Annotated in this window: 20 protein-coding genes and 1 pseudogene; 13 read left to right on the forward strand and 8 right to left on the reverse strand. The window is 39.5% G+C overall.

The window, feature by feature from the left end; translation table 11 throughout:
• Position 1: 1 nt before the first annotated feature.
• Positions 2-253: a NifU family protein gene (locus tag AC3IRX_RS09560; protein ID WP_489209994.1), complete on the forward strand. Its 252-nt coding sequence runs from the start codon at positions 2-4 to the stop codon at positions 251-253.
• Between the two features lie 35 nt (positions 254-288).
• On the opposite strand, the gene AC3IRX_RS09565 is transcribed toward AC3IRX_RS09560, so the two are convergent.
• From AC3IRX_RS09565 to ppk1, 3 genes are read right to left on the reverse strand one after another with little or no spacing between them, the layout of a single operon-like run.
• Positions 289-705: a hypothetical protein gene (locus tag AC3IRX_RS09565; protein ID WP_489209996.1), complete on the reverse strand. Its 417-nt coding sequence runs from the start codon at positions 703-705 to the stop codon at positions 289-291.
• A 57-nt stretch (positions 706-762) separates the two neighbouring features.
• A complete protein-coding gene (locus AC3IRX_RS09570; RefSeq protein WP_489209998.1) occupies positions 763-1,656 on the reverse strand; it encodes a Ppx/GppA phosphatase family protein in 894 nt (297 codons plus the stop codon).
• A 49-nt stretch (positions 1,657-1,705) separates the two neighbouring features.
• Positions 1,706-3,784: a polyphosphate kinase 1 gene (ppk1, locus tag AC3IRX_RS09575; RefSeq protein WP_489210000.1), complete on the reverse strand. Its 2,079-nt coding sequence runs from the start codon at positions 3,782-3,784 to the stop codon at positions 1,706-1,708.
• Between the two features lie 120 nt (positions 3,785-3,904).
• On the opposite strand from ppk1, the gene AC3IRX_RS09580 reads away from it, so the two are divergent.
• Both AC3IRX_RS09580 and AC3IRX_RS09585 read left to right on the forward strand, forming a co-directional pair.
• Positions 3,905-4,510, forward strand: coding sequence for a Crp/Fnr family transcriptional regulator (locus AC3IRX_RS09580; protein WP_489210002.1), 606 nt, complete (start codon positions 3,905-3,907; stop codon positions 4,508-4,510).
• 62 nt (positions 4,511-4,572) lie between these two features.
• Positions 4,573-5,802, forward strand: coding sequence for a hypothetical protein (locus tag AC3IRX_RS09585; protein ID WP_489210004.1), 1,230 nt, complete (start codon positions 4,573-4,575; stop codon positions 5,800-5,802).
• A gap of 43 nt (positions 5,803-5,845) precedes the next feature.
• Here the strand turns inward: AC3IRX_RS09585 and AC3IRX_RS09590 are convergent, their stop codons facing one another.
• Positions 5,846-6,334: a c-type cytochrome gene (locus AC3IRX_RS09590; RefSeq protein WP_489210006.1), complete on the reverse strand. Its 489-nt coding sequence runs from the start codon at positions 6,332-6,334 to the stop codon at positions 5,846-5,848.
• A 171-nt stretch (positions 6,335-6,505) separates the two neighbouring features.
• On the opposite strand from AC3IRX_RS09590, the gene AC3IRX_RS09595 reads away from it, so the two are divergent.
• The 6 genes and pseudogenes from AC3IRX_RS09595 to pafA all read left to right on the forward strand — a co-directional run bounded on the left by AC3IRX_RS09595 (position 6,506) and on the right by pafA (position 13,660).
• Positions 6,506-6,886 (forward strand): c-type cytochrome, encoded by a 381-nt coding sequence (locus tag AC3IRX_RS09595; protein WP_489210008.1) that lies wholly within the window; start codon positions 6,506-6,508, stop codon positions 6,884-6,886.
• Positions 6,887-7,182: 296 nt separating this feature from the next.
• On the forward strand, positions 7,183-9,075 hold the full coding sequence (gene dnaK / locus AC3IRX_RS09600) for a molecular chaperone DnaK (protein ID WP_489210009.1): 1,893 nt from the start codon (positions 7,183-7,185) through the stop codon (positions 9,073-9,075).
• A gap of 230 nt (positions 9,076-9,305) precedes the next feature.
• Positions 9,306-9,497: pseudogene (gene rhuM / locus AC3IRX_RS09605) on the forward strand (RhuM family protein); the annotation flags it as partial.
• Positions 9,498-9,683: 186 nt separating this feature from the next.
• Positions 9,684-10,697 carry a nucleoid-associated protein gene (locus tag AC3IRX_RS09610; protein ID WP_489210011.1) on the forward strand — a complete coding sequence of 338 codons (1,014 nt, stop codon included), beginning with the start codon at positions 9,684-9,686 and terminating at the stop codon, positions 10,695-10,697.
• Between the two features lie 150 nt (positions 10,698-10,847).
• Positions 10,848-11,774: a malate dehydrogenase gene (locus AC3IRX_RS09615; RefSeq protein ID WP_489210013.1), complete on the forward strand. Its 927-nt coding sequence runs from the start codon at positions 10,848-10,850 to the stop codon at positions 11,772-11,774.
• Between the two features lie 242 nt (positions 11,775-12,016).
• Positions 12,017-13,660, forward strand: coding sequence for an alkaline phosphatase PafA (gene pafA / locus AC3IRX_RS09620; RefSeq protein WP_489210015.1), 1,644 nt, complete (start codon positions 12,017-12,019; stop codon positions 13,658-13,660).
• 346 nt (positions 13,661-14,006) lie between these two features.
• On the opposite strand, the gene AC3IRX_RS09625 is transcribed toward pafA, so the two are convergent.
• Positions 14,007-14,534 (reverse strand): DUF4136 domain-containing protein, encoded by a 528-nt coding sequence (locus AC3IRX_RS09625; RefSeq protein WP_489210017.1) that lies wholly within the window; start codon positions 14,532-14,534, stop codon positions 14,007-14,009.
• The gene (locus AC3IRX_RS09630; RefSeq protein ID WP_489210018.1) at positions 14,531-14,719 is read right to left on the reverse strand and encodes a C1orf53 family protein; all 189 of its coding nucleotides are present in this window, start codon (positions 14,717-14,719) and stop codon (positions 14,531-14,533) included. Before AC3IRX_RS09630 ends, AC3IRX_RS09625 begins: the two co-directional genes overlap by 4 nt.
• 44 nt (positions 14,720-14,763) lie before the next feature.
• On the opposite strand from AC3IRX_RS09630, the gene AC3IRX_RS09635 reads away from it, so the two are divergent.
• From AC3IRX_RS09635 to rpoN, 3 genes are all read left to right on the forward strand, one after another.
• The gene (locus AC3IRX_RS09635; RefSeq protein ID WP_489210019.1) at positions 14,764-15,096 is read left to right on the forward strand and encodes a hypothetical protein; all 333 of its coding nucleotides are present in this window, start codon (positions 14,764-14,766) and stop codon (positions 15,094-15,096) included.
• Between the two features lie 166 nt (positions 15,097-15,262).
• Positions 15,263-16,714: an asparagine--tRNA ligase gene (gene asnS / locus AC3IRX_RS09640; protein ID WP_489210020.1), complete on the forward strand. Its 1,452-nt coding sequence runs from the start codon at positions 15,263-15,265 to the stop codon at positions 16,712-16,714.
• Between the two features lie 78 nt (positions 16,715-16,792).
• Positions 16,793-18,271: an RNA polymerase factor sigma-54 gene (gene rpoN, locus AC3IRX_RS09645; RefSeq protein ID WP_489210022.1), complete on the forward strand. Its 1,479-nt coding sequence runs from the start codon at positions 16,793-16,795 to the stop codon at positions 18,269-18,271.
• Between the two features lie 73 nt (positions 18,272-18,344).
• Here the strand turns inward: rpoN and AC3IRX_RS09650 are convergent, their stop codons facing one another.
• Both AC3IRX_RS09650 and AC3IRX_RS09655 read right to left on the reverse strand, forming a co-directional pair.
• On the reverse strand, positions 18,345-19,022 hold the full coding sequence (locus AC3IRX_RS09650) for a DUF8845 family protein (RefSeq protein ID WP_489210024.1): 678 nt from the start codon (positions 19,020-19,022) through the stop codon (positions 18,345-18,347).
• The gene (locus tag AC3IRX_RS09655; protein WP_459084466.1) at positions 19,015-19,512 is read right to left on the reverse strand and encodes an RNA polymerase sigma factor; all 498 of its coding nucleotides are present in this window, start codon (positions 19,510-19,512) and stop codon (positions 19,015-19,017) included. Before AC3IRX_RS09655 ends, AC3IRX_RS09650 begins: the two co-directional genes overlap by 8 nt.
• 174 nt (positions 19,513-19,686) lie before the next feature.
• Between AC3IRX_RS09655 and AC3IRX_RS09660 the strand changes: the two genes are divergently transcribed.
• The gene (locus AC3IRX_RS09660) at positions 19,687-20,601 is read left to right on the forward strand and encodes a 1-aminocyclopropane-1-carboxylate deaminase/D-cysteine desulfhydrase (RefSeq protein WP_489210026.1); all 915 of its coding nucleotides are present in this window, start codon (positions 19,687-19,689) and stop codon (positions 20,599-20,601) included.
• Positions 20,602-20,618: the final 17 nt, after the last annotated feature.

Raw genomic sequence — 20,618 nt, forward strand, 5'->3', positions numbered from 1 at the left:
AATGAAAGAGAATGGAGTTCATGAACAAACAGTAACCAAGGTGCTAGAAGCACTGGAAAGCATTCGTCCGTTTCTTAATGGAGACGGAGGGGATATCGAACTTATTGATGTCGAAGGCGAGAAAGTGATTGTGAAATTGCACGGGAACTGCAACGGTTGTCCGATGAGCTTTTCGACGATGAAATTAGGCGTGGAAAATACAATTAAGCAATTTGCCCCTGAAATTAAAGAAGTCGTTAATATAGCGGACTAAGTCTTAAAGAAAAGTAGTAAACAGAGCTGCAAGCGTTATTCGCTAGCAGCTCTGTTTGTTTTTGGTCCTGCATTTCGACCTGCTTCTAGAAGAGGCAGATTTCCTTCTGTCGGAATGTAAATGACCGTTTTGTCATTGAGGTTGTTTTGTTGGCGAACCCACAAGTACTGGATGTATTTGTCCGATAGGGCGCCGTTTTCAATTTTGATTGCAGCCGAGGCTCCTTTTGCGCGTTCAACTTCCGCTTGTGCATTTAGTTTTTCGGCTTCAAGATTCGCTTTCGCTTCTTCAATTTTGATTCTTCGGTTTTGTTCAGCCTTTGCGAATTCTGCTTTTCCAGCCATTTCTTGAGACCAGACTCTGTACATTGGATAAGCCCATAGAATGCCCAGTAAAAATACAACGGCAAGAATAGCGGGTAAGATAAGGGTAGATAAAGGCGTTTTCTTCATGGGATTTATTTTTTTACTTAATAGATGCTACTTTTTTTGCAGCCTGGATAAAGATAGTTATTTCTGATCAGGTTGCAAATTTTCATAAATACTATGAATTAAACCATCCGCCACAGAGATCTTAGGGACGTAAATTTTATTGATTTGACTCCAATTCATCACTTTATTGAATATTTCTAAAGCGGGGACTAGAACATCGGCTCGGTCCTCTCGAAGCTGATACTGGCTCATTCGCTCTTGTACTGAGAGAGCAGAGAGCTCTTTGTAGTATTTTTTTAGAGTTTGAGCCGAAAGAGGTTTCGAATCTTTTGTTTTGCTAAGCGAAAAAAGTTTATTGATGTTTCCTCCGGAACCAATGGCGACTTTGGGTTTGTCTGATAGGATGCTCGTTTTTACAGCCGTTTTCATTTCTTCCCAATGTTCTTTTTCCACTAGACCGTTAAGTAGTCGGATGGTGCCAATATTAAAAGAACGCTTATATAGAAGTTCTCCGTTCTCAAAATACATAAGTTCAGTGGAACCTCCTCCCACGTCAATGTATAAATAGCCGAAATGGGTATCGAGTGTCTCTGCAATATGATTTTCGTAGATTAAGCTTGCTTCCTCATCTCCGGAAATGATTTCGATTCCAATACCCGAAGTTTCTTTGACTTTTTCAATGATCTGCTTGCCGTTGCTCGCATCACGCATTGCACTCGTGGCACAAGCTCGGTAATGCTCCACTCCATACATTTTCATCAGCTGCGAAAAGATCTTCATGCAATTTAAAATCATTTTCTCTCGCTCTGCTCGGATTTCTCCATAGGAAAAGACATCCATTCCAAGACGTAGAGGAATGCGCAGTAGATTTAGTTTAACATATTCTGCTTTTCCTTCGTTTTCAGTAGAAAGAACTTCATTAATTAAGAGTCTAGCGGCATTACTACCTATGTCTATGGCGGCGATCTTCATTGGGTCTGGATTTTTACAAAAGTAAAGAATTCGTATTTAGATTTTCGTTTTAAGTGAGCGTATCGGTAGGGAGCTTGGCTTTCAGATACTTATAGATTTCAATTTGGGAACGAAAAGGTCTGTCGTCTGTAGTTTTGTATTTATTTTTTAATTTGTTGTCTAAAATTCGGCTTTTCACATTGTCTTTAAGTTGAATTTGCAACATTTCTTTGATTTCTTGTTTTAGAGCTTTGTCTTTGATCGGAACCGCCGCTTCAATCCGATAGTCAAGGTTTCTTGTCATCCAATCGGCAGAGGAAAGGTAAACATCTTCCGATCCTTTGTTATAAAAATACATGAGACGAGAATGCTCAAGGTATTCGTCTACGATGCTTATGGCTTCAATAGGGTTTACAAATTCCTTTTGATTCACTGGGCAGTAGATTCCTCTGACAATCAGCTTTATCACGACTCCTAGTTTCGCAGCCTCGTAAAGATGTTGTATAATTTCCCGGTCGCTAAGGGAGTTGACCTTCACGATGATCAGGGCTTTTCGACCTGCTTTCGCTTCGGAAATTTCGCGGGCAATATGCCACTCAATCTTTTCACGCATGTATTTGGGGCAAACGAGTAGTTTTTTGCAAGTTTTAAGCGAGAGCTCCAAATCAGACTTTGGTTTTTTTAACACCTCGAAAACTTTGTTGATGTCTGCCATGATCGTTCGATCCGATGTCATTAAAAGGTTGTCGGAGTAGATTTTAGCCGTCTTTTCATGCAGATTCCCTGTACTAATAAAGCCATACTGATAGGTCTTATTGTTTAATCGTTTTTTGATCACGCATAATTTTGCGTGGACTTTCTTGTTTGGAATGCCAAGCAGTACTTTAATCCCTTCCAGTTCTAGTCTTTCTTTCCATTTTAAATTGTTTTCCTCATCAAACCGAGCTCGAAGTTCAAGCATGATGGTTACTTGTTTGCCATTACGCGCTGCGTTAATCAGGGCATTGACAATCTTAGAATTGGTTGCGAGACGGTAAGCCGTAATTTGAATCGTCCGAACATGGGGATCCATTGCAGATTCTCTTAATAGATCAATGACGGGTGTGAAACTATGATAAGGAAACGTAAAAAGTACGTCCTTTTTTAATACCACTTCCGTTACCCTTTGCCCCAAGGCGAATTCAGGATGAGTGAAACTGGTTCTTTGCTCTGGAGTTTTCACGGCTGAAAAGACCGCAGGGAAATCCATGAAGTGCTTAAAGTTGTGAATTTTTTTCCCTGGAATAATACTGTCTTTCGAGGTCAAATGAAGTTTACGGATCAAAAACTCTAACAGCGCTATGTCCATATCTTGGTCAAACACAAAACGAGTCGGTTTGCCTTTTCGTCTAGACTTCACAGCTTTGTCAATTTTCTCCGCCAGGGTAGTCTTAATATCGTTGTCCAAATCAAATTCAGCATCCTTTGTGACTTTGAAACAGTGCGCTTCAAATTCGTCAAATCCAAAATAGGAGAAAATGTGCGGGAGGTTTGCAATAATCACATCCTCGAGCAGCATTACATCCTGTTGTCCTTTTTTGGAAGGCAGCAGGGTGAAACGACCCAGCATACGAGAAGGCACCTCTATAATTGCGTAATGGCTTTGGTATTGGTGTTTTTTCTTTCGCATCGCAATGCCGATGTATAAGCTTTTGTCTCGCAAATAAGGCATCGTCGTGTTTTCATTTAACAGAATGGGAATTACGTTGCTTTCTACTTCTTGATCAAAATAGACCGCGACAAATTCTTTCTGCGACTTGCTGAGTTCGTGGGGAGATTTAATGTATACGCCCTCTTGGGCCATTTCATTTTGGATGTCTTCCCAGGTGCGGTCAAAGGCTCTTTGTTGATCAATTACAATTTCATTGATTTTGGAGAGTATCTTGGAAGGAGGCTGGAAAAAGGAATCCGTAATGAATTTGTCCTTAAAATCCATGGCTCGTTTTAGACCTGCAACACGGACCCGAAAAAATTCGTCTAGGTTGTTTGAAAAGATTCCTAGAAATCGAATTCGTAACGGTAAAGGGACGCTCGGATCGTTCGCTTCTTGCATGACTCTTTCGTTAAAAGCGAGCCAAGTGATGTCCCGAGGATTAAATGGTGCCGACATGGGTGTTCTTTTGTCAAAAATAAGAAATTTTATGCTCGAAAAGATGATATATATGGGCTAAGTCACAAGGTTTCGTAAAAAAAATCTTCCTACCTTTGAATTCTACTAACCCGATACTCTATGGCTTTTTTGATCGACGATTGTATTGAAAATGCAGCCTTATGTGAAGAGAAAATGTACCGAAAAGGGGACCTTATCCTAAAGGAAGGCGACTGTTCGGACTGCTTTTATTATTTAATGGAAGGAGAGCTCTTTGTTTTTAATTTAACACAAGATGGAAAGGAGTTTCTGCAGCACCGCGTAAGCGAGGGGAGTTTTTTCGCTGAGCCCGCAGTTCTTCTTCAAAAGCCATTTCCGGGTCATGTGGAGGTGTACTCACAAAGTGCCCGTGTGCTTCGGTTAAAAAGAACACTCTTTTTAGAGTACCTTCAAGCGAGACCCGATCAAATGCTTTACTTTACTATGTCGGTAGCGGAGAAATCCCTTCGCAAAAGTCTATCGATGAAGAATCTCGTGTTTTTAAATCCAGAAGAACAGATTTACACCCATTTGCTTGAGTATAAGAAAGAGAACTTCGGTGAAGAAGTAAGCAAAACTAGGGTCGAGTTGACGCGTAAAGAACTTTCCCTCATGACGGGACTCCGAATCGAGACGGTCATTCGGACCGTCAAAAGAATGGAAAGAAGCGGTCGACTTGAAATTGTAAAAGGAAAAATATTTGTGTAAAGTCTACGGATAGAATTTCGCAGTATCTCATCATAAAAGAAGCTATAAAAACAAATTCAACTATGAAAAATCAAGTGTTCTGGTTAAAGTTCTCTATTCTGAATCTTTTTCTGGTCGCTGTATTGGGCACTATAATGCGCTATAAGATTGCATTTTCTTTGCCTCAATTGGACCAAAAATTTCTTCAAGAGGCCCATTCTCATTTTGCATTCTATGGATGGGTAACCCAAGTACTTTACGTACTGATGTTGATTTACATTCAAAAGCATTTGGCTTTAGCCAAGCTTCAAAAGTACCGAGTGCTCCTGGTACTAAATGCGATCGGGGCTCTTTTAATGATCCCTACTTTCCTCTACGCGGGGTACTACTGGCTCTCCATAGTGGCCTGCAGCATTTGTCTTTTCACTGGATTTGCTTTCCTTGCTTTTCTTTTAAAGGACTTCTGGAAGGATCCGTCTCTCGTGGTTCGATGGTTTAAGGTCGGTCTGGGCCTCGCCGCTTTTTCCTCACTGGGTATTTTTTATTTGAGCCTTAGCAAAGCGACCGGACTTGTCGACCAAGAACTTTATTTAGCTTCTAGTTATTTTTACTTGCATTTTCAGTACAACGGCTGTTTTCTCTTTGTGGCAATAGGTCTTTTCTTAGAGTCCTTAAAGAGAATTGGCGTAGAGATTTCGCCCAAAGAGAACCACCTGATTTTCTATCCGATGCTTTTCGGGGCTGTTTTTGGATTTGGACTCTCCATCTTGTGGATGGATTTAGATCCGGCTCTGTACGCGCTTATCGTTTTGTCTGCAGTGTCGCAGTCGTATGGAGCTTTTCGACTCCTGCGGTTAGTGAAATTAAACTGGCCTAAACTGGTTTTGGCTTATTCGCCTATGCACCGTTTTACTCTTTGGTATGTCGGGTTTGCCTTTGCAGTGAAAATCTTATTGCAACTCTTTTCCGTGGTTCCTCAAATCAGTCAATTTGCCTTTGGTTTTCGAAACGTTGTGATTGCTTATCTGCATTTGGTATTGTTGATGTGCATTTCCATGTTTCTAGTCAATCAAATCTTGGCCACCAACCGGTTTTTCATGACGAAAAGAGTCACTCGATCTCTTCAATGTGTTCTTCTTTTCATCTTCCTCAATCAGGCCGTTTTAGGCCTAATGGGAGTTTTCTCGGTGAAGTACATTGGGATCCCATTTACTGCTCCTATTTTGGTTGCAATTTCGATCGGGATTTCTCTTAGCGTTCTTGCCCTTCTTTTAAGTTTAAAAGCAAGACCGGTGTTGAAAATAGTCCCTTGATAAAGGAGACTGACTTAGGAAATTAAGGGGGAATTCAAATACGTTATTTAGCGCCATCGATTTCACGCATGTATTCAAGGAGCTGCCTCGCTTCCGTGTCCGCAAGAGCCTGATTTGGCATTCGGACAAGACAGAGTTCCAATTGTTTTTGCAAATCGGGATCGACATCAAGCATAGGATCAGGGTTCGAAATAAAATTCAAGATCCAATGGGGAGTCTGTCTTTTTGTGATCCCTTTCCAACCGGGACCGACGAGTTTTTCGTCCGATGTTTTATGGCAAGTGATGCATTTTACATCTGCAATGCCTTTGCCTTTTGCAGCGAGCTCAGGGTCAAATGTGCTTAAATCTACGTTGCTCTCGTCGTACTGTCCAATTCCTCTAGTCGGATCGTACGCCTCCACCCCTGAGGATTTTTCCGCTACCGAGGTCGTTTGGGAACTCGCAGGAATCGAACCTTCAGCTTTATCACTGCCGCAAGAAATTAGGGCAAATGCTAATAACGATAATTCGAAAAATCGGCGTCTTTTCATAATAGATTTCGTTGGTTCGTCTCAAATTTAGTGAATTTTTTGATAAAAGATTTATGACCCTGGTCATAGGGGTGAAATGATTCTTGTTAGCTGTCATTGCATGCATTTATTTTCTATCTTTGCAATCAAACGTACGTAAAACCTATAACTAATACTTTAATTTAAAAGACTATGAAAAAGATCGCAATGCTAGTTTTAATGGGCGCAGTGGTAATTGCTTGTTCCAAAAAAGGAGAAGATTCAGGAGTAGAATCTAATGTGATGATTGAGGAACCTGTTGCTTCTGCGGACGCAGCTCCGGCGCAAGATGAAGGCCTTACTTTGATTCAAGGAATGGACTGCCTAACCTGCCACAAAGAAGATGCAACCCTAATTGGACCTTCTTATAAAGACGTCGCTGCAAAGTATACAGACGCAGACAAAGACGTTCTCGCAAAACACATTATTGAGGGAAGTGTAGGCGTTTGGGGCCAGATCCCAATGACCCCTCACGCAGGGCTTAGCCAAGAAAATGCAATTAAGATGGTAGAATACATCTTAACCCTTAAATAGATAAAAATTTTTTATCCTTAAAACGGCCAAAGGTTTCCTTTGGTCGTTTTGTTGTTTTTAGAAAGAAGAGTAGAGAGCTCCTTAGTATAGGGAGAAGGGTGCAGGATTTTGGTTCTGTAGATTTGAAACAAAGAATGTCCTAATCCTAGAGTCAGGCGCAAAACCTAGGGTACAATTCGAGTGTGATTCGAAGAGTTTTTGTTATTTTTTGTGTCAATTTGTCATATTTTTTAGCTTGGTATATTTTTAGAGATTGAGACCTTGAAAATTTAATTTAACAAAAAAATATATAGACAATGAGTAAAATAATCGGTATTGACCTTGGGACCACTAACTCTTGCGTTGCAGTAATGGAAGGAAAAGACCCCGTGGTTATTCCTAACGCAGAGGGAAAAAGAACAACGCCATCCATTGTAGCATTCACAGAGGATGGAGAAAGAAAAGTAGGGGATCCTGCCAAAAGACAAGCAGTAACGAACCCAACAAAAACCATTAGTTCAATCAAGCGTTACATGGGAACGCATTTCTCTAATTTAGAAGGAGAAGACACGCATGTGCCGTACGACCTTCTCAAAGGAGCGAACGATTCTGTGAAAGTGAAAATTGACGACAGAGAATACACACCACAAGAAATTTCTGCAATGACTCTTCAAAAAATGAAGAAGACCGCAGAAGATTATCTAGGACAAGAAGTAACTAGAGCGGTGATCACAGTTCCTGCTTATTTTAACGATGCGCAAAGACAAGCGACTAAAGAAGCAGGTGAAATTGCAGGACTTACAGTAGAGAGAATTATCAACGAACCTACGGCTGCTGCTTTAGCCTACGGTCTTGATAAGAACCATAAAGATCAAAAAATTGCGGTCTACGATTTAGGAGGTGGAACTTTTGATATCTCAATCCTAGATTTAGGAGATGGAGTGTTTGAAGTATTGTCTACAAACGGAGATACCCATTTAGGAGGAGATGACTTTGATAACGTGATTATCAACTGGCTTGCCTCTGAATTTAAAGCAGAAGAGGGAGTTGATCTAAAAGCAGATCCGATTGCCTTACAGAGACTAAAAGAGGCCTCTGAAAAAGCTAAAATTGAAGTTTCTGCCTCTACCCAGACAGAAATAAACCTTCCTTACATTACAGCCACAGCCAGTGGGCCAAAACACTTAGTGAAAACTCTAACTAGAGCGAAATTCGAACAACTTTCTGAAGATCTAGTAAGACGCTCTATGGAACCTTGTAAAAAAGCTCTATCCGATGCTGGACTTTCAGCGAGTGATATTGACGAGGTAATCTTAGTAGGGGGTTCTACTAGAATTCCTAAAATTCAGGAAGAAGTAGAAAAATTCTTTGGTAAAAAACCTTCAAAAGGAGTAAACCCAGATGAGGTGGTAGCGATTGGTGCTGCCATTCAAGGAGGAGTACTTACAGGAGATGTAAAAGATGTACTTCTTTTAGATGTGACTCCACTTTCTTTAGGAATTGAAACTATGGGTTCTGTTTTCACGAAACTAATTGAGGCAAACACGACGATTCCAACAAAGAAATCAGAAGTGTTCTCAACGGCTTCAGACAATCAACCTGCGGTAAGTATTAGAGTCGGTCAAGGGGAGCGTCCAATGTTTAACGATAACAAAGAAATTGGTCGTTTTGACTTGCAAGATATTCCGCCTGCACCTAGAGGAGTCCCTCAAATTGAAGTAACCTTTGATATTGATGCGAACGGGATTCTAAGTGTGTCTGCAAAAGACAAAGGAACTGGAAAAGAGCAAACAATTAAGATTCAGGCTAGCTCAGGTTTGTCAGAAGACGAAATTGAAAGAATGAAGAAAGAAGCTCAGGAAAATTCAGCTGCAGACTCGAAACGTAAAGAAGAAGCCGAAGCGATTAATAAAGCGGATGCACTTATCTTCCAAACGGAAAAGCAACTGAAAGAATTCGGAGACAAATTATCAGCCGATAAAAAAGCGGGAATTGAGACGGCTTTAACCGAGTTGAAAGCGGCTTATGAAACCAAAGATCTTGAGTCTATTAAGACGAAAACGGAAGCTTTAGACGCTGCATGGACAGCTGCTTCTGAAGAGTTATACAGTGCACAGGCTGCTGCAGCTGGGCAAGGTGGTGACTCACAACAAGACCAAGGTCCTGCTTCTGATGATGTGCAAGATGCTGATTTTGAAGAAGTCAAGTAATTAGCCATTTTCATCGATTAACATCGATTGAAATAAAATTAAATCGCTGCAAACGTAATGTTTGCAGCGATTTTTTTTGTTTTTTTATTAATAGTTGATTTTTATCGATTTGTTGTAATTTTGTATCTCATTAAGCTTATCGAAATGAAAGCAGATCAGAAACAACATTTGATCGACCTGATGAACGCAAGCGAAGAAGCAGGTTTATATGATTCATAGCGTAAAGTTTAGAAGAAGTGGTATGTCGGGATTTCCGACATACCACTCAATATGGTTCTATCAAAGGAAAAAACCAGTATAAAAATGCGAGATATTATAATTTAGATGTCATTATCTCTGCAGGTTATCGAGTGAAATCCAAACAAGGAATCCAATTTCGAATCTGGGCAAATAATATTCTAAAAGAATATTTGGTCAATGGTAAGGCTTTTTTCTGTGCCTTCTATTTAGAATGAAAGTTTCCTAAATTTTATTGTCCAAACGCAAACCTGATTGCAGGAGACGGGACTGTTAGTGGTCAAAATGCATTTTTTGTTATTATGAGGAGATTTAGAGCTTTGGAATTAGAAGGAATTAGATACTTTTGCATTTCAACAAAAATCTAAGAAATGTTTTCAAAAATTATAGTACACCGTGTAGGTAATAAAATTAACGGTGAAGGTCTACGTATTTCCTCTGAAGAGTTGGAAGTGGAGGAAGGTATGAAGGAGTCGCTTACTGATTTTTTCTTAAAAGGGTTTAAAAGTGATGAGCAGTTTCAATTCTATAGCGATACCTATTTGAATCAAAACCCCATTTATCAGGCAGTTAACCAGATCTTTGAGGATCCTAGCGTATTTTTAACTGAAAGTGAAAACATTGCAACCCATTTGTTTGAGATAACTCAAAATCCAAGAGTGCAAGGAGGAGATTTGTTTGTGTGCTATTTTGAACCTGAAGAAGGAGATGAAACTTCGGTGGCTAAAGTGGGCCTTTTTAAAACAGAAACCAAGCTTCCCTTTTTGAAAATTGAACCCTCAGAGGAGTCTTTTGATCTTAATAAGGATTATGGAATTGGGCTTACAAAACTTGACAAAGGTTGTGTGATTTATAATGTAGATTCAGAACTTGGATTTGCAGTTTCGGTATTAGACCAAAACAAGAACGGGGATGAGTATTATTGGTTTGAAGATTTTTTGAAAGTCAAGCAAAGAAATGATGCCTATTTTCACACGCAAGAAACCTTAGCTGTGTATAAGGATTTCATAACCAAACAACTGCCCCAAGAGTTTGAAATTTCTAAAGCAGATCAAGCCGATTTTTTAAATAAATCCATTTCCTTTTTTAAAGATAGAGATCAGTTCGAGTTCGAAGATTTTACATCCAACGTTTTAGAAGATCAGAGTGTAATTGAAAGTTTTGTCAATTACAAAACCGACTATGAGCAAGACATGCAAGTTTCCATTGCGGAAGATTTTGTGATAAATGAATCCGCGGTTAAAAAGAATGCTAGATATTTTAAGAGTGTTATCAAACTCGATAAGAATTTTCACATATACGTGCATGGAGATCGCAAGCTCATTGAGACGGGACAAGACGAAAAAGGAAAATACTATCGACTTTATTTTGAAGAAGAAAAGTAGCTCGTATTCTTTAGGGGCAGACAAGAAATTAAAATATGTCGCTTGGAATTGTGTAAAATCGAACTTATTCGTAAATTTGAATACTTTACAAATTTCTCTTTTGTGAGAATCAATTCGAAATTTAAAATCTATTAAAAATCAAATAAAATTATGAAAGTAACCGTCGTAGGAGCAGGCGCTGTAGGAGCTAGTTGTGCAGAATATATTGCCATGAAGAATTTTTGTTCGGAAGTGGTAGTAGTCGATATTAAGGAAGGATTTGCAGAAGGAAAGGCTATGGATTTAATGCAAACTGCCTCATTGAACGGATTTGACACGAAAATTGTGGGAACCACAGGAGATTACAGCAAAACTGCAAATTCAGATATTGCTGTGATTACTTCAGGAATTCCTCGTAAACCAGGGATGACCCGTGAGGAACTCATTGGAATCAACGCAGGAATCGTAAGTGAGGTTACTAAAAATCTAGTAGCGCATTCCCCAAATGTGATTATTATTATTGTATCTAATCCAATGGACACCATGGCATACCTTGTTCATAAGACGTCAGGACTTCCTAAAAACCGTATTATTGGGATGGGAGGAGCCCTTGATAGCGCAAGGTTCAAATACAGGTTAGCAGAAGCGTTAGAGGCGCCAATTTCCGATGTAGACGGAATGGTGATTGCTGCACACAGCGATACCGGGATGCTTCCTTTAATTAGTAAAGCAACTAGAAATGGCGTTCCCGTAACTGAGTTCTTAAGCCAAGATCAGATTGATTACGTGGTAGAAGAAACCAAAGTGGGAGGTGCTACGTTAACTAAATTGTTAGGTACTTCTGCATGGTATGCACCAGGTGCTGCAGTTTCTGTAATGGTGCAAGCGATTGCTTGCGATCAGAAAAAGATGATTCCTTGTTCCCTTCTTTTAGAGGGTGAATACGGGCAAAATGACATTTGTTTAGGCGTACCGGCTATCATCGGAAAAAATGGAGTAGAAGAAATTGTCAATATTCCACTTAGCGACAAAGAAAAAGAGAAATTTAATGCCGCTGCAGAGGCTGTGAAAGCGGTCAATAACGATCTAAAATTTTAAAAGTAAATAACTTTACTTTGAACCTCGCTTCTGCGAGGTTTTTTTATATCTAAACCCCCAAGATTTTGTTTGAGGTGGGTACAATATCCATTTTATTGTTCCTCCTTATCTAAGAATCTAATCTTTATTATGAATTCAAGCGGCCTAAGGATCGGGCTTTTCGAATATTAATAAGATGTGAATTTTTTTCTTTGGGCCTTTAAATCGTCTATTTATAGTAAATTTGTCTAAAATATTAAAGCATGCGTAATAATTTGAGATTATTATTTCTTGGCTTGTTCATAAGCCTTAGTCTAGGCGCGCAAACGGCGACGTCTTCCAAGAATCAAACTCCTAAACTTGTGGTGGGACTTGTGGTCGACCAAATGAGATGGGATTATCTAAATCGCTATCAAGATCATTATGGAAATGATGGTTTTAATCGTATGATTCGTGAGGGGTATAACTTTAGCAATGTAATGATTGATTACATTCCTACCGTTACCGCTATTGGACATACTTCCGTATATACAGGGTCCGTTCCTTCGATTCATGGAATTGCCGGAAATGACTGGCTTGATCGTGAGACCGGTGAGAGTGTTTATTGCACGACCGATACCCAAGTGAAGGGAGTAGGGGCAAGTTCAAACAAAATTGGAAGTCATTCGCCAATTAATTTGAATAGCAGTACAATCACAGATCAATTAGGTATTGCCACTAGCTTTCGTTCAAAAGTAGTTGGAGTATCGTTAAAGGACCGCGCCTCCATTTTGCCGGCCGGACATAATCCTTTAGGAGCCTTTTGGTTTGATGAAGGGAATGGACATTTTGTGACGAGTTCTTACTATATGAATGAACTTCCCAAATGGCTACAAGATTTTAATGCTAAAAACCACGCCAGATCTTTAGTTTCTAAAGGGTGGAATCTAGTATTAAACCCAAAAGAATATAAGGAAAGCACAAGAGACGATGTTCCTTGGGAAGGACTTTTAGGAAGTTCGAAAAATCCCACTTTTCCTTATAAAAATCTGCTAGCGGATTTTGATAAAGACAAAAATGTGATTCGAAGTACACCTTTTGGAAATACACTTACGTTTTTGGCTGCTACTGCTGCTGTGGACGGTTACGATCTTGGAAAAGATGAGGATTCAGATTTCTTGGTGGTAAATCTTGCCTCCACCGATTATGTGGGACATAAATTTGGTCCAAATTCCATTGAAGTCCAAGATACATACATACGACTCGACCGAGATCTTGCTGAATTCTTCAAGGCATTAGATCAGAAAGTAGGCAAAGGAAATTACCTGGTCTTTTTGACTGCAGACCACGGTGCAGCCCATTCCGAAGGATTTATGAAGGAGAATAAACTAAAAAGTGGCTTTTTTGACCCAGAACTTATCGAAGATTTACAGAAGGAGTTGCAAAGCGAGTTTGGAAAACAAGATTTAGTTTTAGGGTTTCAAAACTACCAAGTGTACCTAAATAAAAAAACGATTAAGTCTGCGGATCTAGAGTATGATGACGTGGCAAGCCATGTGGTCGACTGGCTGAATCAGAAGAAAAGTGTTCTCTACGCAGTTGAGCTAAGAAAACTCGCTGAGGCTGCAATTCCAGAGCCTATAAAGACTCGAATGACCAATGGGTATCATTGGCAGCGGAGTGGAGATATTCAGATTATTCCACAAGATGGTCTTTTGCCATCCTATTCAAAAACGGGGACAACACATAGTGTTTGGAACTCTTATGATTCGCACATACCTTTACTCTTTATGGGGACAGGAATCAAAAAAGGGTCTAGTTCAAAACCTTACCATATGAGTGATATTGCTCCTACACTCGCTCAAATCTTGAAAATTGAGAATCCAAGTGGGACTGTGGGCAATCCGATTTCAGAAGTATTGGATTAAATACGGAAAAATGATTGCGTTATTGCGTTAAATTATTAGAAAGGCCGTCTCGAACTTAGTTTGGGGCGGTTTTTCTTTTCTGAAAGAATTCTTTCTAACGCTGAAAGAGCGCTTAAATTGGGTGAATTGACAAGGGAGGGAAGCTTCTGGAATGGAATCATTAGGCTATTCATCACACGTCTTGGTTATATAGCAATGGATATTTACCGCTGAATAAGAGTTTCAGTTGATAATAGGCATGCACAATCCCTATTCTTCATACGGCTAAGATGAGTTTTTCAAAACAAGGCAAAAAAAATCAACGAAGCGTTTGGCTTCGTTGATTGTATGCTAAATTGTGACCTTATTAATTTGCTTTTGGCGGATAATTAGCCATCATTTCTTCGATGATTTCTGGAATTTGTTTTTGCTTTTGTTTTGGAGAATCCACTGAGATTCCATCGCCAATTCCTTGCCAAACGAGTCTTTGGGTTTTCGCATCGATTAAATCAATTACAAGTCCTCCTCGGTTGTAGTTAGTGCTCCATGTTCTTTGCATGCCAAATCCCCATCCCCAAGGGCTTCCCCAACCGTATAGGCCGTAAGGATTTGATGTTTGGATGTCGTTTACATTTTTATGCCTTGCCTTTATGTTTACGATAAGTTCGGGATTTTGTGTAGGCGTAAGTCCTTTGTTTTGAAGTTGTCTAGAGACTTCATTCAAAACTCGGTCTTTGTCAATGTCGTTTAATTTCAAATCTTGTATCCGGAGTTGGTAGGTTCTGTATTGATTGAAATTGGTGCTTTCTGCATAATCAGAGCGAACTTGAAACGGACTACAGGAGATCACAACAAAACTCGCTACTATAAATAAAAGGAATGCGTATTTTTTCATTTTGATTTATTTTTATCTTGGTTTTTTTTAAAAGTATCGGTTTTCTTGTCGTAGCCGTAGGGGCAATGTTTGCAACCGTTTTTACAACAATACCCTCTTTTTAGATGGTAGTTTTCAGTGAAAACTCTGTATCCTTGCTCGTTATAATAATAGTCTTCATTTTCTTTGATGGGCAGACGGGACATAAGTTAAATTTTAAACTACATTTTTTTTTGACTAGTTTTGAACTATGGTTTTGGTCTGTTCAATTCTTCTCAAAAATACGAAAATAAATGGCATCACGCTATTTCCTTTTGTGATTTTGCGTTCCAAACGGGATTTGAATAATCCTGTTCTACTCAATCATGAGCGGATCCATATGCGCCAACAAGTCGAACTTCTTGTTGTATTCTTTTATCTATGGTATGTTCTTGAATATTATTATTGGTATTTTAAACTTAAAAATGGACCCTTAGCGTATAGATGTATTTCCTTTGAACGAGAAGCGTACGCCATGGAACATGATAAGGATTATCTTCAAAACCGAAAGCTATGGAGTTTCTTTAATTTTCGAAAATTGTAGATTTTTTCGTTTCTGCTTGATCAGATTGCTGCTGCGGAGTTTGTGTTTAGGTCGCTATAAAGACCAGCTAGTTCGATAAAAATCTCTATTTCAGTCGATTGATTTCTATTTGCGCTATCAAAAATTAAGCCAATTTTTATTATCTTTGTCCTCAACAGACGTATCTATGAAAAAGAGTACACTAAACGACATTTTACAAGAGTACAAGAAAGTACTTCATCACGACCTTACCGTATACGGTTGGGTTAAAGCTTTTCGTTCTAACCGTTTTATTGCGTTGAACGACGGTTCCACACTCAATAATTTGCAAATCGTAGTGAATCCAGAATTGGGTTTCAGTGAAGATTTGATCAAAAATATTAATATCGGATCTTCTTTAAAGATTACGGGAGAAGTAGTAGAGAGTCAAGGAGCTGGTCAAAGCGTAGAGATCATTGCCAAGAAAATTGAAATTTTAGGTGACAATTTCTATGAGGATCTACAGAAAACGATTCTACAACCGAAAAAGCATTCACTTGAGAAATTAAGGGAAGAAGCACATTTGCGATTTAGAACCAATTTGTTTAGTGCTGTATTCAGAGTAAGAAGTGCGGTGAGTTTTGCGATTCATGACTATTTCAATAGAAATCAGTTTACTTATATCAACACGCCCATTATTACGGGAGCGGATGCAGAAGGAGCTGGAGAAATGTTTGGTGTCACTGCGCTGGATTTAAATGATCTCCCAAAGGACGATGCAGGTCAAGTCGATTTCGAACAAGATTTTTTTGGTCGCAAGACTTCCCTGACGGTTTCGGGACAACTCGAGGCAGAAACCGCGATGATGGGGCTGGGCCGTGTTTACACTTTTGGACCTACTTTTAGGGCTGAAAACTCCAATACAACTCGCCATTTAGCGGAATTCTGGATGGTGGAACCAGAGGTTGCATTCAACAATCTTGAGGATAACATTGATTTAGCCGAAGATTTCCTGAAGTATGTAATCAAGTACGTATTAGAAAACTGCAAGGAAGACTTAGCTTTTCTAGACAAACGTTTTTCAGAGGAGCAAAAACAAAAGCCTGAGAAAGACCGCGCGAAGGAAGGACTTATTGAAAAATTAGAAAATGTAATTGAGAAGAGATTTAAAAGGGTTTCCTACACAGAGGCCATTGAAATTCTACTGAACTCAAAAGAAAATAAGAAGGGTAAATTTCAATACCCGGTCGAGGGTTGGGGTGCCGATTTGAAAAGTGAGCACGAACGATTCCTAGTGGAAAAGCATTTTGGATGCCCAGTGGTCCTTTTTGATTATCCGAAAGAGATCAAAGCGTTCTATATGCGCCTGAATGAAGAGGAGAAAACGGTGGCGGCAATGGATGTTCTATTCCCAGGCATTGGAGAAATCATTGGGGGATCCCAAAGAGAAGAACGTCTCGAGGTGCTTAAGAAAAAGATGGAGGAAATGGAAGTGGATCAACAAGAGCTTTATTGGTATTTAGATACTCGAAAGTTTGGATCCGTTCCCCACGCTGGATTTGGATTAGGTCTTGAAAGACTTGTTCTGTTTGTGACCGGAATGACCAATATTAGAGACGTGATTCCATTCCCTAGAACCCCAAAAAGCGCAGAATTTTAATAATTATATAAAATATTACGGAAAGCCTATAGAATTCCCCGATAGAATAGCCGTTATTTTTGTAGCTTGAACTGATATATGTTAAAACAAAATTTACAACTTAAACTAGGCCAGAAACTGGCTCCTCAACAGATTCAATTGATGAAACTGATTCAGCTTCATACACTTGAATTTGAAGAAGAGTTGGAACGAGAGTTGGAGGAAAATCCTGCCCTTGAAAGGACGAGTGAAGAGGAAAAGGAAGGGGACGATTTTGAGGACGGTGCGGAGTATGAAGAGGAAGGGACCGAGACCATCGATACGGATTTTGATGTGAATGAATATCTTTTCGACGACGAACCCTCCTATAAAACCGCTTCAAGCAATTATTCAGCGGACGACGAAGAATTTGATAATGAAAGTCTTCTCACGGAAGGGCAAACTCTTTACGATTACTTAATCGAACAGATTCGCCTAATTAATATCGGAGAGAATGAACTAAAAATAGGGGAATATATAATTGGTAACCTAGATACAGACGGCTATTTAAGACGTGAAATTAAGGCGATTGTAGACGATCTGGCTTTTTCTCAAGGGATCTACACGACCAAAGAAGAGGTTGAAAACATCCTGGAGAACTATTTGCAAAAACTAGATCCTCCAGGAGTAGCAGCACGAAGCCTGCAGGAATGTCTTCTGCTTCAAATTGAAAAGAAAGTCACGCGCGACAAGTCTGTTAGTTTAGCTGCGAACATCCTTCGCAATCAATTTGATGCTCTGACCAACAAGCACTATAGCAAGATCATGCAGAAGTACGATGTGGAAGAAGAGGATCTTAAGGATGCGTTAGAAGAAATATCAAAACTTTCTCCCAAAGTTGGTGGGAATTTTGATACGCAAACTATCACAATCAACCAGGAAATTATTCCGGATTTTGTAATTCAAATCAAGGAACTAGTCAAAGGAAAATACGAAGTAGTTCCTTTGCTAAATAGCAAAAACGCACCTACTCTAAGGGTTTCTGATGAATACAAGGAGATTCTCTCCACCTATTCCCATGACAAAACTTCGAGTGAACACAAGCAAGCTGCACTGTTTATTAAGCAAAAACTAGACGCTGCCAAATGGTACATTGATGCCATTAACCAAAGGCAGAATACGCTTCTTCAAACCATCACTGCGATTGTGAAATTGCAAAAAGAATACTTTTTAACGGGAGACGATAAATCCCTCAAACCCATGATTCTAAAAGATGTCGCTGACATCACGGGGTTTGATATCTCGACCATTTCACGGGTGGTGAAAAGTAAATATGCAGATACGCCCAATGGTATTATCTATCTAAAAGATCTTTTCTCAGATTCATTAACCAATGACGACGGTGAAGAGGTCTCTACTAAGGAGATCAAGATGCACTTGCAGGAAGTGATTGATAAAGAAAACAAAAGAAAACCTTATACAGACGATGCACTGGTTGGTTTGTTAAAAGAAAAGGGGTATAACATTGCTCGTAGAACGATTGCTAAGTATCGTGAACAGTTAAGTATTCCCGTGGCGAGATTAAGAAAGGAATTGTAGAATTCCGCTTTCTGACAAAGAATAGTCACTGATTCGAAATCAAATTAGGCGTACTTTTTAAAGTACGCCTAATTTAATTTTCGCTTGTATTTTCAATCTGCTGAAGTTGTTTTAAGTTTCTCCCTAAGCGACCCATTAAGATGCCATACACGAGACGGTAGTACCCCCAGATTAGAACTACACTCAGGATTGTCGAGACGATCATTCCGGTAGCAAGTCCATAAAGAGTAGGACTGTCAATTTGAACACTTTCTTGGTATAAGAGAGCAAAAAGGAAGGTAATAATCATTCCAATAAACAGGACGATTAATAGAATGTTTACTAGTATGAATAAATTCACAGTTTTTCGAAAGGCTACAATTTGAAGTATGAATTTTTTTAGATTTTCCTCGACTTTGATTTTTTTGTATGCCTTGTAGAAGCGCACCACAAAAAAACTGCTCACCAGGAGGCTTGATACTTTAATCACCGTGTACAGCACTGAGAAGATTTCGCGGTAGCGATCAGGATTTTCAATTCCTAATTTCCCAACGGTTTTCATGAAATCACCCAAATCGTCCCCACTTAGGAGATAATACAGAGCGATGGCAATAAAAAGGGTGAACTCAGCAATGCTTATATAGTAAATGTATTTCACGTAATTACGTGACTTCTTATTGAGCATTTCAAGGATTTCTGGCGCTCCGTATTTTTGCGTAAGTGGCTGCGTTTGCCACTGCTCTTTCAGGCTATCAAGATCAAATTCAGGCATGCTTTTCCATCAATTCTTTAAGTGTCTTTTTTAGACGGTTCATTTTGACCCGAGCGTTTACTTCGGAGATACCTAAGGTTTCTGCAATTTCTCGGTAGGGCTGATCGTCCAAGTACATGACAACGATGGCTCGTTCTACTCTTGGAAGTAATTTTATTACTTTGTAGAGCAGGGCTATCTGAGATTGTTTCTCATCGTTGTCCTCTTCCAGATAATCTCTTTGGTGGTATTCCATGAGCTCGTCTGTCTTCGGCGATTTTGTTTTCTTTCGAAATAGCGTAATAGCGGTATTCAGTGCGACACGATACATCCATGTCGAAATTTTACTTTGTCCTTTAAATGTGTCGTAGCTTCTCCATAATTGTAACACAATTTCTTGGAAAAGGTCTTCTTCGTCTTCTAAAGAGTTTGTATAGAGGCGTGAGACTTTGATAATCAAACCTTGATTATCTTTTATTAATTTGGAAAAGATTTGCTCTTTTTCGCCCACCTCGCGTCGTTTTGATGGCGAAGATATTAAAATCTTAGCATAAAATAGAGGGCTCTATTTAGTTTTATTAAATATTTGTTTGCTATTGAAGCGAGGCATTGTATGCGTGGGCTGTGGAATTCGGTTGGCAAAATAGGACGAAGTTGCGGGAAATGTTTTAATTTTGAAACCTATATGGAACTGCCCTTGAATACCGCTCCTATTGTTGAGCTTCCGATAAAAAAGGACGTGCACCTCTTTTTGAAAAGAGAGGATCAGATAGATCCCGAAATTTCGGGGAATAAATTCTGGAAACTTTTCTATCCCATCAAAACTTTACTGGAAAAAGAAACAAAAAAACCGGTACTCTACACCTTCGGAGGTGCCTATTCCAATCATATTGCCGCAATTTCTGCGATGGGAAAACGCTTTGGTTTTTCCACCCACGGAATTGTACGTGGAGAGGAGTTGATAGACAGTTGGATGCAAAATCCCACTCTTCGTTTTGCCCACCAAAATGGAATGGAATTTAGTTTTGTTTCGAGAGAGGTATACCGAGAGAAAGAACAAATTGTGCAGCTTGTGAAAGCGCTAGCGAAAGATGCAATTTTAATCCCGGAGGGAGGAACGAGCGAATTGGCAGTGGAAGGCTTTAAACATGTCCTAGGGGCTGAAACTCAAGGTTTTGATTATATTTGTGCGCCCGTAGCCACGGGGGGAACCCTTGCGGGGCTTTCCAAATTTGCGGCTCCAAATCAAAAAATTCTAGGGTTTAAGGTCGTAAAGGATGGAAGTTTGCATGCGACTATTAGTCGTCTTTCAGGACGAGAGAATTTTGAATTAATCGAGGCGGCGGAAGCTGGATATGGAAAAATGTCCATTGAGCTCATTGAGTTTGTGAATGCATTTTCGAGTCAGTTTTTGGTGGCGATAGACCCACTTTATATGGGGAAAATGATGCAGAGTTTGCTCGGGTTAATCGAGAAGGATTATTTCCCAAAAGGAACTAGGATCTTAGCCATTCACACGGGAGGTCTGCAAGGAATTGCTGGCGCAAATGAATTTTTGAAATCAAAGGGCAGAGTGTTAATTGAGCCTGTAGAGAATTAGAGCAGAACTAATTTAGT

The sequence above is a fragment of the Epilithonimonas sp. KH_059 genome (genome assembly GCF_057838485.1).